General features: G+C 33.0%; 15 protein-coding genes and 1 riboswitch. Of the genes, 5 read left to right on the top strand and 10 right to left on the bottom strand.

The window, feature by feature from the left end; all coding sequences use genetic code 11:
- Positions 1–15 precede the first annotated feature (15 nt).
- From C7J89_RS02280 to C7J89_RS02260, 5 genes are all read right to left on the bottom strand, one after another.
- Positions 16–1491, bottom strand: coding sequence for a glycosyltransferase (locus C7J89_RS02280; RefSeq protein WP_106884383.1), 1476 nt, complete (start codon positions 1489–1491; stop codon positions 16–18).
- A complete protein-coding gene (locus C7J89_RS02275) occupies positions 1488–1775 on the bottom strand; it encodes a hypothetical protein (protein ID WP_103296182.1) in 288 nt (95 codons plus the stop codon). The genes C7J89_RS02280 and C7J89_RS02275 overlap by 4 nt, the downstream gene beginning before the upstream one ends.
- Before the next feature lie 255 nt (positions 1776–2030).
- A complete protein-coding gene (locus tag C7J89_RS02270; protein ID WP_103296164.1) occupies positions 2031–2699 on the bottom strand; it encodes an MgtC/SapB family protein in 669 nt (222 codons plus the stop codon).
- 257 nt (positions 2700–2956) lie between these two features.
- Entirely contained in the window at positions 2957–4327 is a 1371-nt protein-coding gene (locus C7J89_RS02265; protein ID WP_061853971.1) for a CitMHS family transporter, read from the bottom strand.
- A 246-nt stretch (positions 4328–4573) separates the two neighbouring features.
- Positions 4574–5314 carry a methyltransferase domain-containing protein gene (locus C7J89_RS02260; protein ID WP_103295755.1) on the bottom strand — a complete coding sequence of 247 codons (741 nt, stop codon included), beginning with the start codon at positions 5312–5314 and terminating at the stop codon, positions 4574–4576.
- Positions 5315–5520: 206 nt separating this feature from the next.
- Here C7J89_RS02260 and proC point away from each other — a divergent pair, with 206 nt between their 5' ends.
- Positions 5521–6294 carry a pyrroline-5-carboxylate reductase gene (proC, locus tag C7J89_RS02255; protein WP_103295756.1) on the top strand — a complete coding sequence of 258 codons (774 nt, stop codon included), beginning with the start codon at positions 5521–5523 and terminating at the stop codon, positions 6292–6294.
- 126 nt (positions 6295–6420) lie between these two features.
- On the opposite strand, the gene C7J89_RS02250 is transcribed toward proC, so the two are convergent.
- Both C7J89_RS02250 and melB read right to left on the bottom strand, forming a co-directional pair.
- Positions 6421–9405: a glycoside hydrolase family 2 TIM barrel-domain containing protein gene (locus tag C7J89_RS02250; RefSeq protein ID WP_307725072.1), complete on the bottom strand. Its 2985-nt coding sequence runs from the start codon at positions 9403–9405 to the stop codon at positions 6421–6423.
- 11 nt (positions 9406–9416) lie between these two features.
- The gene (melB, locus tag C7J89_RS02245) at positions 9417–10805 is read right to left on the bottom strand and encodes a melibiose:sodium transporter MelB (protein WP_103295757.1); all 1389 of its coding nucleotides are present in this window, start codon (positions 10803–10805) and stop codon (positions 9417–9419) included.
- Between the two features lie 189 nt (positions 10806–10994).
- On the opposite strand from melB, the gene C7J89_RS02240 reads away from it, so the two are divergent.
- Complete coding sequence (locus tag C7J89_RS02240; protein ID WP_103295758.1) at positions 10995–11819, top strand: AraC family transcriptional regulator; 825 nt, start codon at positions 10995–10997, stop codon at positions 11817–11819.
- Positions 11820–11868: 49 nt separating this feature from the next.
- Here C7J89_RS02240 and C7J89_RS02235 read toward each other — a convergent pair whose 3' ends face one another.
- The gene (locus tag C7J89_RS02235) at positions 11869–12615 is read right to left on the bottom strand and encodes a glycerophosphoryl diester phosphodiesterase (RefSeq protein WP_103295759.1); all 747 of its coding nucleotides are present in this window, start codon (positions 12613–12615) and stop codon (positions 11869–11871) included.
- Between the two features lie 164 nt (positions 12616–12779).
- Here C7J89_RS02235 and C7J89_RS02230 point away from each other — a divergent pair, with 164 nt between their 5' ends.
- Both C7J89_RS02230 and C7J89_RS02225 read left to right on the top strand, forming a co-directional pair.
- Complete coding sequence (locus C7J89_RS02230) at positions 12780–14177, top strand: MFS transporter (RefSeq protein WP_103295760.1); 1398 nt, start codon at positions 12780–12782, stop codon at positions 14175–14177.
- Positions 14178–14354: 177 nt separating this feature from the next.
- Complete coding sequence (locus tag C7J89_RS02225; protein ID WP_103295761.1) at positions 14355–14708, top strand: helix-turn-helix domain-containing protein; 354 nt, start codon at positions 14355–14357, stop codon at positions 14706–14708.
- 56 nt (positions 14709–14764) lie between these two features.
- Here the strand turns inward: C7J89_RS02225 and mdh are convergent, their stop codons facing one another.
- Positions 14765–15700 carry a malate dehydrogenase gene (mdh, locus tag C7J89_RS02220; RefSeq protein WP_103295762.1) on the bottom strand — a complete coding sequence of 312 codons (936 nt, stop codon included), beginning with the start codon at positions 15698–15700 and terminating at the stop codon, positions 14765–14767.
- A 69-nt stretch (positions 15701–15769) separates the two neighbouring features.
- The gene (locus C7J89_RS02215; RefSeq protein WP_103295763.1) at positions 15770–16303 is read right to left on the bottom strand and encodes a GrpB family protein; all 534 of its coding nucleotides are present in this window, start codon (positions 16301–16303) and stop codon (positions 15770–15772) included.
- A gap of 164 nt (positions 16304–16467) precedes the next feature.
- Positions 16468–16571: riboswitch (SAM riboswitch) on the top strand.
- A 69-nt stretch (positions 16572–16640) separates the two neighbouring features.
- On the opposite strand from C7J89_RS02215, the gene C7J89_RS02210 reads away from it, so the two are divergent.
- Positions 16641–16835, top strand: a complete 195-nt coding sequence (locus C7J89_RS02210) for a hypothetical protein (protein WP_061853981.1) — start codon at positions 16641–16643, stop codon at positions 16833–16835.
- Positions 16836–16876 lie beyond the last annotated feature (41 nt).

The raw sequence follows: 16876 nt of genomic DNA, 5'->3' as shown, positions 1-16876 counted from the left end.
TCCCTATAATATTTATTAGAGTATTTCTTCCCATTTTTTAAGTAATTTAGATGGTTCATATAATTCAATAATTGTATTTCTTCCTTCTTTACCAAATGAAGATGCTAATTTTTTATTATTTAAAAGTTCAATTATTTTATTTTTCATAGTTTCAGTATCTTTATTTTCAATTAAGTATCCATTCTTTTGATCTCTAATAAAATCAGAAGGTCCATATTTCACATCAAATGCCACTACCGGTTTTTCTAATAACATCGCTTCTATAATACTTAATCCTTGCCCTTCAAATTGCGAAGTTGATATAACACAACCAAAACTTTTAATCTTTTCTTGTGGATCATTTGTATAACCTAGTAATTTTACATTTTTCAATTTTTTCTCTTCAATCATATTTTTTAATGTTAGTTTTTCTTCACCTTCACCATAAATATGAAATTCTATTTCACTATCAATAGTTGCTACCTTTTCAGCAACATTTATTAAATAAGTTAAACCTTTTTGAGGAACCAACCTAGATATATGACCTACAATTTTACTTGAACAACTATTTTGTTCTATCTCAGGAATATTAATAAAGTTACTTATAACAATAGCATTATCTATATTATATTCCTTAATTATATCTTGTTTTTGTGCCTCAGTTAGTACAATTATTCCAGTAATTTTTTCAGCATTTTTTAAAATGTAGTCTTCGTGTTTTTTCACAGCCCCACTATCATCAAAATTTTTGTAATGGTTTATATGAATAACTGCGTACTTTTTAGAAACTTTATGATTAGTCTCTAACATTTTAGGAAAACTGCCTGGTCCATCACATATAATCGTATTTTCTATACTATCTTCAATAATTTCTTCTAAAAAATAACTACAAAAATCTACATTGTTATTAAATTGTCTTTTTTCATTTATTAAGTATGTTTTTCCAATAGTCCCTTTGGGATTAATTTGTCTATAAATATACATATAACAATTTTCATCAAAAAATTGTTCTGATGTTAATTTATTTTCTTTATTAAACATTTCTATTTTATGTATTTTACTATTATAAAAATGTATTCTCTTATATCGACTATTATTTTTAAATAAATCAAAAAAATATTCGTCGTTTGTTCCAATTACATGTTTATAAGCAATATATTCTCCGGTTTCTTTATTGAAAAACCTAGATATATTCTCTTTTCCTTTTATTTCTACTGAGTTATTAAACATAATTGATAAATTTTTATAAATTGTAGGATTACTAGCAGTGTTTATATCATTTGATTTTTCTTCAAAATATATAAATGGGTTTAACATTTTAGTTCTTTCATCCATCTTTTTTGATTTTTTTAGTTTTTCTAAAATTATTTTATAATCAACTTTATAATCAAACGTAATAATGTCGCCTTGAATGTTATTATTTAAAAACATCTTACTTCTAGTCAACATAGCTGTAGTCATACCGCCTTTGTTCACATCTAATTCATTCACAATCATATATGCTTTTTTCACAACTCGTTCTCCTCTATATAATTAATATATGCTACAACTTGACCATCACTTATATTTAATCTGGTTAAATATTTATTAGTTAGATCAATATCATGATTTTTTATTTTAGCTATTTCATAACCATTAATTAATAAAACAGGTATGTTATTTTGAAAACTAATTTCCCCATTTAATTCTTCAAAATATTGATAAATATATTCAATTAGCTCCCTTCTCTTTTTCAAATCATCTAAATTTAGATGTAGGAAGTGATCATTATTATAATTAAATTCATCATATCCCAATTTTACAATCCCCTTATATTTAATTTTTTACAATCTCTAAATCATCATTTTTTAATAATAAAAAAATAATCTTTTTTAATCATCTTATTATTATCCTAAGCAATACATTAATCTTATTTAAAGATTAATATATAATTAGTGCTGTGTACAGCCTTTTTTAATAAATATTCATTTTTCAGTTGTTTATTTTGTAAATTTAAATTATTAAATGAAAAACACCCCCACTCCAATCGAAGTGAGGGTGCCATTATATGTTTAAGTCACTGCATGAACGCTATCCAAGCTATAAATATCTTCAAGTATAGCATTGCGTCTATATTCATTTGATTTTACCCGGCCTGTAATATCAAAATAAACAATATCATCATTAAGTTTGTGAATATTGAAGGCAATGTTTTCAACGTTATGTTTTTCTAAATATGCGTTAATTTCTTGTTTAATATAACTCGTATATTCTGCTTGTATACTTATTCTAATCGTTTCTTTTTTTACAATTTTTAAATAAGAAAAATCGCTTCTTAAAAAGAATTGTACGATAACGATTAGTATCGTGGATAATACACCTATAAAATACAGGCCAGCACCTAATGCCATACCGACGCCTGAAGTAATCCATAGCCCAGCAGCAGTTGTCAGTCCGTTTATGTTATTACCTTTGATAAGAATAGTACCAGCGCCAATAAAGCTAATACCACTTACTACTTGTGCCGCTACACGCGAAGGGTCTAAATGCATATTATGATATTGTAAAATATCATAAAAACCATATTTTGAAATAATAATAAAGAGCGCAGACGCAGCTGCTACTAAGATATGCGTTCTAATCCCCGCAGCTTTAAGTCGCTGTGCACGCTCATAACCAATTAAAGTCCCGCACAGAACAGATAGAAATATTCTAAAAAATAGTTCTAATTGTAATAACATTTTACCCCTTCTTTCAAATCTAGAACTATAAAATCAATCATAGAAAACCACTAAACGGTTAACCTATCCCGAAAATCTTTGCTTAATATTATACTACTATTTGCTTATTCAATATAGCAGTATGTTTATTGTTTGCAATTTAAAATAATATATTATTTTCCCTCTTTTTTAATGGTTACTCACAAAAAAACTGATACAACATATAATTATATGCTGTACCAATTTATAGTTAATATACAATTTTCCACATCAATTACTTAAACTGTGACAACGCCCATCAATATAGCAATGATTAACATTACGATTGCGAAGCCCCATATCCAGAAAAAGGCGTATTTTATATATGTGCCCATGTTCGCTTCTGCCAAACCGATAGCTAACCATAGCGCTGGTGAAAATGGACTGACAAAAGTACCAATAATATTACCAATAACCATTGAATATGCTGTAGAAACAGATGGAACACCAAATTGTCCTGCAGTTTGTTCTACGATTGGTAATACAGCAAAGTAATATGCGTCTGTACTAGTTAGTAAGTCTAGAGGCACCCCGAAGATACCTACAATAACGTGTAAGTATGGACCAACTGAGCTAGGTATAATATGAATTAAAGTTAACGCAATTGCTTTTAACATGCCAGTTTCATTTAAGACACCTAAGAACATACCAGCAGCAATAATTACTGCTGCCATCATTAATGCGTTAGGTGCGTGTGCTTTGAGTCGGTTCATTTGTTCATCGACATCTGGGAAGTTAACGATTAATGCGATTGCCACACCAATCATAAATGCAAATTCCGGTGGTGCGATATTTAATAACATAATAACGATAATAGCTAAAGTTAAAATAACGTTAATCCAGTTTACCCATGGATGTTTCACTGCCATACCACGAACTGGGAATTTAACTTCTTGATCTCGTTCGTATACTTCTACTAATTTATGTACATCAACATGTTGTGTATCTTCTAATTCACCTTTTTCCACCGCACGGTTAATTCTTCTTTTTTCTCTGAACCCTAAGTACACGGCGAAGATTAACACAAGGAAAATACCAACAATTTGAACAGGTATAACGCCATACCATAATTCATTCACACTTTTGGCATGAAGTACTGATGCCGTACGAGCCATTGGGCCACCCCAAGGCACCATATTCATTACTGACGCACTTAAACCTAATAGTAAAATAAGCAAGTACTTATTCATGTTAAGTGCTTTATATAAAGGTAATAAGGCTGGAATTGAAAGTAAAAATGTCGTTGCGCCCGCACCATCAAGTTGAATAATTGTACCAATTAGTGCCGTCATAATACAGACGATAATAACATTCCCTCTAGTAATCAATATGAGCCGTTTAACTAACGGTTTAAATAAACCTGCATCAGTCAATAAACCAAAGAATATAATGGCGAAAATGAACATAATGACTACGCTCATAACTTGATCTAAACCACTATTGAAATATTTAACTAGGTCCCCAATGCTATGCCCTAATATGAGTGCCCCAGCACTAGGTATTAAAATCATACCTACGACAGGACTTATACGTTTAGCAATTAATAATCCTACAATTGATATAATTATAATTAAGCCGACTATAGTAAGCCATATACTATCGTGTTGCATAAACATCCCCCTCTGTTTATTAAAACGCTTACAATTAAGTATTAACTAATTGTAACAGAGAAAATAATATAAAACTATAAGTATATTATATATTTTTAGATTAAATATTAAACAATAAGTTATACTTATGATATACAATTACTATATCTTAATATATTAAATGGATTAATTTATTTTTTGTATATAAAAACACTTCCGTATTAATGAAATATGGAAGTGTTAGTTATCGTAAAATTATTTATGTTGTTAATCTTTTCTGCCCCATACGCCGAATGCCATATCACGTATAAACGCTGCCTGTGCTTCTTCTGCTTCATGAGCCATATTCGCCTTAAATTTATCTATAGAAAAGTCTTGAGCTACAATGTCATTTTCTTTCATTCTCGTTTCCATCATTTCAGTTAACCATTGTAAATCATTATCGTTAGATGTTTGGATTATAGCTTCAGCAATAACTTGGGGTTGTGGTATACCAATATTTAGGTACATCATATATAATTTTTGACCTATATGAATATCGCCACCTTCAGCTTCCACCGTATCCCATACACGTTGAATGGCTTGTTGATGTAATGGTAATTGGTTCGCACCTGTGCCACCATTAATCGCATCACTTTCTTGGAAACATAAAATGCCACCAGATTTTAGAAATCGTTTTAAATTTTGTAAACATGCTTTAGCTTCTGGTAAATACATCAAAATTCTTCTACCCACGATTGCATCAAATTGATCTAAATCATCAGGTAATTGATACACATCACTATTTATATATTCAATATTGTCGGCGTTATTATTCGTTTTTGCCATTTCTAGCAATTGTTCATTCACGTCTACCCCAACAACTTCACCTGTAGGACCTACTATTTCAGATAATAATTGAGTTACCTCACCTGTCGCACAACCCACTTCAAGCACACGCATACCCTCACGAATCTCGGCCGCTTCGAACAGTCTTAACGTAAAATCATTTCTACCTTGATGTTTCATGATTAACTCCTTTCGCTAATTTTTTCATTAGCGTTATATTCGTAGCGATTTCATTATCCTATATTTGAATATTTTGGTTAAGTAACTTGCTTTCAATCAGTAAATTTTTGATACTATAGTACTGTGGTTTTCCACGCCACATTCAAGGGAATATTATCTTAAATATATAATTTCAGGGTGTAAATATTTTCAAAGGGGTGCTAAAGATGAAATTAGGTATTATTGGTGCAGGCCATATGGGAAGTGCTTTAGTAAAAGGATTTTATAATTCAAATAACATTAATATGCAAGATATTTATATAAAATCAGGTAACAGTGACAAGGCTAAAAATCTGTCATCAGAAGTAGGCGCGACACTCGTTCACCATTATGATGATTTGGCACACTGTGACATGATACTTTTAGTCGTAAATGAAGCTGCAGTTCAAGAAGTTCTCGACAACTTAAGTAGCGTAGCGAATGATGATACTATGATCGTTTCAATAGTACCCTCAGTATCTATCGCTGATATGGAGCATTTATTCTCTAAGCAACAACCTATCGTCAGTCTATTACCGAATGTCGTCGTCGCAATAAACAAAGGTATTATTGGATACGCACATAATCAACTACCTCAAAACAATACAATGATTAAAGAAGTATTTGGCTGTTTAGGTAAGCTAGTAGAAGTTAAAGAAAGCGAATTAGATATTTTTAGTACAATGTCTGGATGCGGCCCTGCTATTGTCGATGTCTTTGTAGAAGCTCTGTCTGACGGTGCCGTACTAAATGGTATGGACAGAAATCTTTCTTATGAAGTAATCTTAGAAATGATAATTGGCGCCGCTCAATTGGCTCAAGAAACAGGACAACACCCTGGCGCGCTTAAAGACCAAGTAACCTCTCCTGGTGGAAGTACTATTAAAGCTACGAGCGCATTAGAAAAAAACAACTTCAGATACGCACTTATCGATGCTATCAACGCTGTTGGCAGAAGATAATTAAGAGAGCGAGAGAGATGATTAGAGTTGAAATTAGCTTGATATAAGCGTATTTTCAATTCAGTCACCTACTGCCTATATAAAAATAGAGCCTGAAGACCATATTGCGTCCCAGGCTCAATTCGATTATTTATTTTCCAGGAAATATAAATCAAAGTCGAAACTAATTTCACTCGCATCTAATTGGTAAACTGAATTCAATTCGGGTCCACAACTATTAGAACCAATACCACTTTGTAGATAATCAATATACAAATAAGTGCTACCTTCATTCTGTAACTCATCTTTATGCGCAGTATGCGTCAGTTGTTGTAATGAATAATGCGTTGCATTAAAACTAAACGGCGTGTCACTCTTAGCAACAATTGAAAACTGTTCGTTAGCTAATTGCACAAAGCTTGTTCCCATATGACTACCCGTTTCTTGTGGTTTAATATGATTTGCTCCATTTTCCTCAACAGTCGTACTAAAGTTATCCAAGTATGCTGCTACACCTTTATCTTGATAGTTATTATATGGACCATAACCATAATAATTCACTTGTTCATAAGCATTTGATAACACAAACTCTACGCCAAAACGCGGTAAAAACGTTGCTTTCACGTTTCGTTCAAGATCAAAACTCACATTCACCTTGCCATCTTTATAAACCGACCAAGTAACGTTACCTCTTAAAATTGGTGGTACCACATCATCTATAACTACCGTTTTAAATGTTAGTTTAAGCCTATCGCTCTCTTCGACAATCTCATAATCTCTAGCAATAGAAAATGCATCTTCATAACCTGCATATTTCCATTCTCCTTTAATGTTCACATCATTATCAGTAGGCGCTCGCCAAATATTAATCTTAGTCGGTGCATTAAATACAATGATGTCGTTGTGTATAACACTTTCTAAATTACTCGTATTTTTATTAAATGCATAAACTAAAGATCCACATTTAACATTTATAATATTATCCACATCTTTATATGAAAGTTCATGACTAGTTAAATGGCTAACATCATATGTTTTTCTCTCATAAACGACTTGATCATAACCTAATTCAAAACCGTTATGTCGTAAACCTTCTTCTACGTTCAAATTATATTTAAACATAACGGCGCTTAAATTTTCAGTAGTTATATAATTACTTATATCGATATCTTTGATTGTTTTAGGCTTAAATTCATGGACGTTAACGGCAAATTCTTTAACATCTTCATTTAAATAAGTCGCATAGCCTGTAATGGTAATCAAGTCTTCAATATTAGTAAAATCCAACTGATTTCTAAATGAAATTTTAGACCCCTCTTGCTTAATCAATTTAATAGGTCTATGTTCATATTTAAAATCATAATAACTATCGTGTGGTTGGCGATTCGGCATAACAATACCATCGACACAGAAATTGCCATCATGTAATCTTTCTCCAAAATCTCCACCATATCTAAAGACAGGTTCACCATTTTGTACGCCAACCGTTATCGCATGATCACACCATTCCCATACGAAACCACCTATAAAGCTATCATAGCGTTCTACTAATTCTTGATATTCATGTAAATCACCAGGAGAATTACCCATTGCGTGCGCATATTCACATAAAATAAACGGCTTATCTAACTCACTATTTGTTAAATAGCGTTGCTCTATTTCTTCAGGTGAAGGATACATGCGACTAATCATATCTACGTTTGATACATCATAATTTTTGGCCTTATCTCTGTATAAAGTACCTTCATAATGCAGCGGTCTTGTTTCATCTAATGACTTTGCACGTTTCAACCCTTCTACCATATTAATTCCAAATCCTGATTCGTTACCCATTGACCACGTAATAATAGAATTGTAATTTTTTAACGGAATGATTGAAGCTTCAATACGCTCTATGATAGCCGCTTGGTATTGTGGATCATCCATAATTAAATTGAAATTGTCTTGATCTTCTTCCCCATAAAATCTTACGACACCATGTGTTTCTAAATCCGCTTCACTCATTACATAAAAACCGTAATAATCAGTAAGTTCATAAAATAACGGCGATTTCGGATAATGTGCAGTACGAATCGCATTAAAATTACCCTGCTTCATTAATTTTAAATCTTGTATAAATTGTGCTTCATCCATAACATAGCCCGTATCTGGAGTACTATCATGATAATTGGCACCTCTTAACTTAATCGACGCTCCATTAACATAAAGTTGGTTATTTTTGATTTCAACTTCTCTTATACCAACCTTTTGTGTAATCACTTCGTCTTCCGTCACGATTAATATAGTATATAAATTCGGTTGTTCCGCTGACCACAATTGAGGGTTATCAATATCAAAAAGATATTGCTGTTCAACGCTTTGTTTTGCTATTAAATCTCCATCAGGATTAAATAACTGTACCTCAACTTCATTTAACTGTGTTTTACTCGTTAATTGTACATTTATATTCGCATGCGCATCACCTTCTAGATGCGGCGTAATATTAAAGTCATCCACACGTGATGTGGCACGTTTTATGATATAGACATCTCTAAAAATGCCTGAATGACGGAACATGTCTTGGTCTTCAAAATAAGTACCATCTGAATATTTTACTACGATAACTTTTATATTATTCATACCTGCAGAGACAAAATTGGTAATATCAAATTCAGATATTGAATGTGATATTTGACTATAACCAACAAATTCATCATTAATCCAAACATAAAAAGCACTCGCTACGCCTTCAAAATTCAAATGATAAGCGCTCTGTTGATTATAATTTTCCAACTCAAAGTTTTTTTCATAACTACCACAAGGATTATTATGTGGCACATATGGAGGATCAAAAGGTATAGGATATTGTGTATTTAAATATTGTAGTTGATCGTATCCATGTAAATTCCATACTGCTGGTACAATAAGGTGCTGCTTTTTCTCCTTCGTTAAATTAGCTACACAACTATCGAAAGAATCAAAGTACTCAAAGTGCCAATCGCCATTCATAACAGTTACATTGCTCGTATTGTATCTTGTCGTAAAGTCGTAAGCTGCTTCTTGAGGTTTGTATGGTATATAAAATGCGCGTCTAGGCAACGTGTTCACATTTTGGATATCTAAATTTTCATGAAATATTTGTTTTAACATCATAGTTCATCTCCTTATTTAATTCGTTCTCTATGTTCCCTTTGACGTTTATATTGCAATGTTTGTTCTATATCTTTTAAGAAATCGCCCTTCAAATTAAATGCTTTATGATAGAGTATTGCAGTTAAAAAGACGAAAATTGCAGGTGCCACGATAATCATTGCACGAATTCCATTTACGGTAAGCGTGGATTGCGTTTCATTAGGCGTGAAACCAAATATTGATAGCCCAACCCCTACGATTAAAGCCGCTACAGCTTGTGAAGCTTTTGTTAAAAATGTATTCGTTGACGTAATAATACTTTCATTACGTTGTCCGAATTTTACTTCTCCATAATCAATAACATCTGCAAGCGATACAGTCGTAATACCAATCATAAAACCAGAGCCAATACGCAATAAGCCTGCGCCCAAAATAACGAAAAATGTACTAGTCGGCGCTACAAATCCTGCAATAAAGATAATAATTAGCCCAACGAGGATTAGTGAAATAGATGTATTAAACGCTTTCGTTCTTCCTACTAATTTGATAAATCTAGGTAATAGCAATAAGCCCAACATTTCGCAGACAATCATTGCATTAAATACTGAAAATAAATGTTCTACATTCACTACATATTTAAAGTAATAAATAATAGATCCGTTAATAATTTGCAGACACATATTGAAAGTTAGTAACACACCCATAATGGCTAGTAATTCTTTATTTTTAAACAATATTCGGGTAATGTCTTTAAAATTAACTTTTATTCCTATTTGTTGTTCCATTTCTTTATCTTCTGGAACTTTAAATACCGTTACACCAATTGTTATAAGGAACGTTAAACTACATATAATTGCAAAGACAAAAATACCTACTGAGTTGCTACCATTGCCGAAAACATCTCCAAATTTATGTATAAAAAACAGACCAAAAGTACCAACAACGAATGCTGCTAAACTAGCAAAGAATCTAGGTATAACCGATACTTCCTCACGTTCTCTAGGGTTGTGCGTTAAATTAGGCAACCATGACCAATACGGTATATCCATCATCGTATAAGTCATTCCCCATGCAATATAAATAATAGAAATATACACATAATTCCAAGGGTGTGAAAAATCAAAATTTGTAAATAATAATACTGTGATAACCGAGTTAACAATCGTTCCAATCACTAACCAAGTCTTGAATTTACCGAATCTATTGCGCGTATTATCAACAATCATTCCCATAATCGGATCATTGATGGCATCCCATATTCTTGCTACAAAAAGTAAGACACCTACAAATGCTGGGGATAATCCAACAATGTCGGTGATATAAAACATAAGAAATACACCAACTATATTGAAAATGGCATCTTTCCCTATGGCACCAAAGCCAAATGAAAATTTTTGCATACCAGTTAAATGTCTATTCAATTCTATACACTCCTCCAAAGCCAACTTAAAGCGCTTTCATATATTGTTTTTTAAATTGTATCAGAGGACTTTGAGGGTTAGAATAGAATTATGGTGATAAAACATGGCTAAATGTTTCCTGATAATAGAAAACAATTATTAATAAAACTATAAATATTGTGTGAATCATAATTATATATGAGGTGTAAGATGCAAATACTTTGGAAGAAATTTAAAAAACTACATATCGATGCTAATTTAGTTGAATGTGGCATAGAGGTTGGCGTGCCGAATGCAGGTTATAAATATACAGTAGATAAAGATGCTATTTTACATATTGTAACTAAAGGCGAAGGTACATTTAAATGTGATGGCAAATTGTATCATTTACAACAAGGCGATATGTTTTTACTTGAGAAAGATAAGTATGTAGAATACGTGCCTTCATTTGGCAATCCGTGGACTTACTACTGGGTAGGCATGAGTGGCGAACAAATTTTAAGTTATTTATCACGTAGCAATATCGTTGATAATCATGTCATCATAGGTGGATATACTGAAGATATTTGCTTAATTATTAAAGCAATATGCAAACTTTCCGAAACGATTGAACCTTCTAATTCCAATGACATATTGATGATGCAATATTTATATAGCTTAGTGTTTAAACTTCAAGAACGTTTCCCAAAAGCATTCCAGTCCAATATAAATATAATCAATGAGGATATACAAAATGCAGTACAATTTATTAATAATAGTTATAACACGAAAATAACCATAGCCGAGGTTGCTAGCGAAATTAACGTCACACGCAGTTATCTATATAAGTTATTCAAACAGAATTTAAATTGCTCACCAAAAGAATATTTAACTTATATAAGGATGTATCATGCCTCAGAACTATTAAAAAATCAAAATTTAAGAATCAATGAAGTCGCCTCAAAAGTCGGTTACAGCGATCCCTTGCTCTTTTCCAAAAACTTCACTAAACACTTTGGTATAAGCGCCACCCAATATCATAAAAATTTTGTGTGATGGAATATAAAAAAGACCTACATTATTTTGTAGGTCTTGTTCTTCTCTCTTATACTTCTTGTAAATGGCTCAATTTGTCTGCGTTGTCAGTGAAGACGCCGTCTACGCCCCAATTGGCTAATTGGTTGGCACGCATTACTTTGTTGACGGTCCATACGTTGAGCTCGTAGCCTGCTTCTTTAATTGCTTTAACTTTTGCTTTTGTGAGTGATTTATCTTCGATGTTTACTGTTTTGGAATTACAGAAGTCTAATATTGTACGCCAATCTTCTTCAAATGCTGCTGCCTTAAATATTACTGCACGCTTGAAGTGTGGCATCAGTTTTTCGGCTAATTTTACTAGCATTACATTAAAGCTAGAAATCAATATTTGTTGATCATTACTCAAATTTTGCAACTTGTCACTAACTTGTTGGACCATGCTTTTTGATAACTCTGTACCTTTTGGTCCTGTAACGCCTTTTAATTCAATATTTAAATTCATGTTATAATCATTGGCAAAATCAATTACATCATCAAACGTTGGTAGATGTTCATTTTTAAATTTATTACTGTACCAAGCACCTGCTGAAGCTGATTTAATTTCACTATAATTATAACTTGTAACTTCGCCTGACATGTTTGTCGTACGGTCTAAATAATCGTCATGAATAATAACTAATTGTTCGTCATCGGTAATCGTCACGTCTAATTCAATCCAATTAATTCCTTCGGCTTTTGATGCAGATTTAAATGATGCTATGGTGTTCTCTGGTGCTTGACTTGGCAAGCCTCTATGTCCATAGACAGTAAACATAATTTCACTCCTCAAAAATATCATGTTTTTTCCTATATAATTATGCTATGCTCAGAGTACATTTTTAACAACTCATCTCTGAATCAACACAGTTGTATTATCCCATGAATGTTTTATCGTTTCCATTCAGAAGGACCTAGGTTTTATTTGGGAGGAGGAGTTATATGTCTGCACAATCTATCACTATACATACGAAGCAGGACATTATTGATTATGTAAATAGACAAAAAAACGCTAAGCGTACGGCCTTATTATTAATCATCGTATTAGGTACCATCTTTTTAGATGCTTATGATTTAACAATTTTAGGTACGGCGACAGATCAATTAACGTCAGAATTTAAGTTATCACCAAGTTATCTATCAATTGTTATGACGGCAATGCCGTTTGGTGCATTCTTCGGGGCTGCTATCGGAGGATTTTTCGCAGATAAATTTGGGCGTAAACTTATTTTATCTGTATCATTGATTTCACTAATTATCGGGTCTTTAGGTGCTGCATTATCGCCTACACCGGCTATTTTACTTTGCTTTAGATTATTAATGGGTTTTGCCATTGGTATGGATAGCCCAGTAGCATTTACTTTCGTATCTGAAATTAGTAACCAAAAAGATAAAGGCCGTAACGTAAACTATTGGCAAGTTGTTTGGTACATTGCAGTCGTTTCATCTGCGTTACTTGTTATGTTATTTTACGCTTTAGGTACTGGCACATTATTATGGCGCTATACAGTAGGTCTAGGTGCTGTCTTCGCTACAATAATTTTAGTGCTACGCCTATTTTATTTAAGTGAAAGTCCTACATGGTCGATGAAAAACAAAACACTAGTCCAGGCTAGCCGTGAATTAGAAAAAAACTATAACATTAATGTAAATATTGAACCTTATGAAGGTGAAAATGAAGAATTTAAACGTACAGAGGTAAAACACCCACTACGTACATTGTTTAATAAACGTTACCGTAAAAGAACAATATTAGCTACCGCTATCGCTACGTTACAAGGTATGCAATACTATGCAATTGGTTTATATATTCCATTAATCGCTGCTTACGTTATTGGAAATAATAAACTAGAATCACTTTCTGGTACAGCTTTAATTAACATTGCCGGCATTATCGGTGGTTTGACTGGTGCCTTATTAACAACTAAATTTGGTGCCCGCAGATTAACAATTACAGGTTTCAGCATCGTAGCATTCACAATGATTATAATTGGATTGTTTTACGGACATACGTATACTTGGCTAATTGCCTTTATGGTTGCACTATTCCTATTCGGACATGCAGGTGGACCAGGTACACAAGGGAAAGCTATCGCCGCTTTATCATATCCAACAATTTTACGTGGTAAAGGAACAGGTTTTGTAGAATCAATCAGTCGTTTCGGGAGTATGTTTGGTACATTCGTCTTTCCAATTATTTTAGCAAGCTTTGGTTTAAATAAAACAATGCTTATCATTGCTATCTTCCCTATCTTAGGTTTAATCATTACTAAACTTATTAAATGGGAACCAGTCGGTAAAGACTTAGAGTACGAAGATCAATATATTGAAAAAGTTTAGTAACGATAACTACACAGTGGCTTAACGGTCACTGTGTTTTTTGTTTGTTTTCAAGGGGTTAGACTACCTGTCAGTCTAAAAATGTACGTTGCAACTTCTAGTTGCGGGCATTTCAACTAATACTATCGTGACTTTAGGATGGAAAACGGGTATGTTTTAACCAAAGGGAGTGATCTTATGGAATTGGCTAAAATTATTAAAAAGCATCGCGAATTAAATCATTGGTCACAGGAAGAACTAGCCGAAAAATTACACGTTTCAAGACAAAGCATTTCAAAATGGGAAAGCGGAACGAACTATCCTTCACTAGATATCCTAGTTTCTATGAGTGATTTATTTGATATTACGTTGGACCATTTAGTTAAAGGAGATAGTGAATTTAAACAACAAATTTTAGACGGTAAATTAAATAAGCATGATAAAAGAGGACGAACAATGGGAGACTTTTTTGCAGGATATTGGTGGCTTATCTTCCCTCTTGGCGGTTTCTTTTACGGTATCTTCGCCCAAATCGTTAAACTTTTCCAATAAGATCGACTTATCAATACAAAAAGGAGACACTTTATCGAGTGTCTCCTTTGTTTGCATTAGAATTTCAAAGCATTTTTTACATTCATCACTGATTCTGCTGAATCTTGTAATTGTTCTTTTTCAAATTCATCTAATTCTAATTCCACAATTTGTTCAATTCCGTTCGCACCTAATATCGTTGGAACGCCTAAATATATATCGTTGTAACCATATTCACCTTCTAAAAGTGTAATCGTTGGCAATAAACGATGTTGATCTTTAATAATTGCTTCTATCATACTGTATAGTGCTGCAGCTGGCGCATAATATGCTGAACCGTTCCCTAATAAGTTAACAATTTCTGCCCCACCTTGTTTAGTGCGCTCTACAATTTTATCTAATACATCGCTTGCTAATAGCTCTCTTACCGCGACGCCATTAACATTAGTTGAATGTACGAGTGGCACCATCGTATCGCCATGGCCACCTAAGACAAGACCTTTCACGTCTTTAACAGAAACATTGAGTTCTTGAGCAATAAACGTTTGATAACGTGCCGTATCTAATACACCAGATTGACCGATAACGCGTTCTTTCGGAAAGCCTGAAGTTTTATATACTGTATAAGTCATTGCATCGACAGGATTTGTTAAGACAATGATTTTACATTCAGGAGAATATTTTACGATTTGTTCAGTAACATCTTTCATGATTTGTTCGTTTGTTTGTACCAGGTCATCCCTACTCATGTTAGGCTTTCTTGCTACACCAGCAGTAATAACTACGACATCCGAATCCTTTGTAGCTTCATAATCTGAGGCAGCATTAATACTTACATCAAAACCAAAAATAGGACTACTTTCTAATATATCCAACGCTTTACCTTGAGCCGGTTTTTCACTTTGAGGTCTATCAATTAACACTACATCTGCTAGTTCTTGCTGTGCCACAATAAATGCTAACGTTGCACCCGTATTGCCGCCCCCAATAATTGATACTTTCTTTTTAGACATTTGCGTCGCCTCCCTTGGTAATTTCACTTCCATTGTAGCACATGAAAAACATTTTCTTTATGATATAGCTTAGTGGCTAAGTTTATCTTCATACCACGTCACTGCTTGTTTTTCGGTCTCTTTGATGAACTCATTTTTGCCAGCCATGTATGACTCAATGTCGTTAGGGTACGTTGCGGCCAGTCTTGATTTTAAATTACCATATTGGTTTGCTATATTTGGATGAGCAATTAAATATGCTTTAAAAGCTAGATGTCTAATAATTTCGTCATGGCTGTGTTGATCAAAGACATGCACATGATGTGTTCTTTTACCTAAAGCCTCATTATCTTTTCTGAAAAAGCGTCGTCCGACTATACCATTTTCTCCAAGTGGCTCATAACCAAGTGCGCGCATCTGTTGATCAAACTTATCGACTGCATTAATGTCGCTGACAACGGGCATTATATCAATAATGGGCTTTGCTATTAAACCTGGCACAGAGGTACTGCCGATATGATGTATGTCTAGTATCAATTCTTGATAAATCTCTTTTATCTTTTGTGCTTCCTGTTCAAATTCATTTTTCCAGCGTGGATTATGTGTTATGACCTCGACTTGCATATAACAACCTCCTAAATAATGAGTTATATATCGTTACGCTATTAATTGATTTATTAGTATTTTACCCTGTCATTGTATTTATTAGCTTACATATTTATTGTTATAGATATGTAAAATGGTACTTTATATAAAAATATGCTATTATGTAGATAAATAAAATAGTTCTCTTATTAAGAGTGAGTGGAGGGACTTGGCCCTATGAAACTCCGGCAACAGCCTTTTGGCGATGTGCTAAATCCAACAGTTATGTATAACTGAAAGATGAGAAGATGTGTGGAAGCTCTTCTGATCTAGAAGGGCTATTTTATTTGCAAAAAATAAAAAAGGTGGTCATATTATGACAACATGTCGCGAATTATTTTCAGAATTAGAAGAATGGGAAGCATACAAGCCAATGAATATGCCAAGCAGTATTAGTAAAAACATGCATATTCAGGAAACAAAAAGAAAAATTATCGATAAGTTACTAAGTAACGTCGATTTAAACAATCAAAAGGAAGACATTATACAATTAGCAGATAAGCATAAATAGCAAAAAAGCAGTCTTAAGACTGCTTTTTATAATTCTTGCTT

The organism is Staphylococcus kloosii (assembly GCF_003019255.1).
Classification (GTDB): Bacteria; Bacillota; Bacilli; order Staphylococcales; family Staphylococcaceae; genus Staphylococcus; species Staphylococcus kloosii.
Note: the sequence above shows the minus strand (reverse complement) of the source record. Positions and strands in the feature narration are given on the sequence as shown.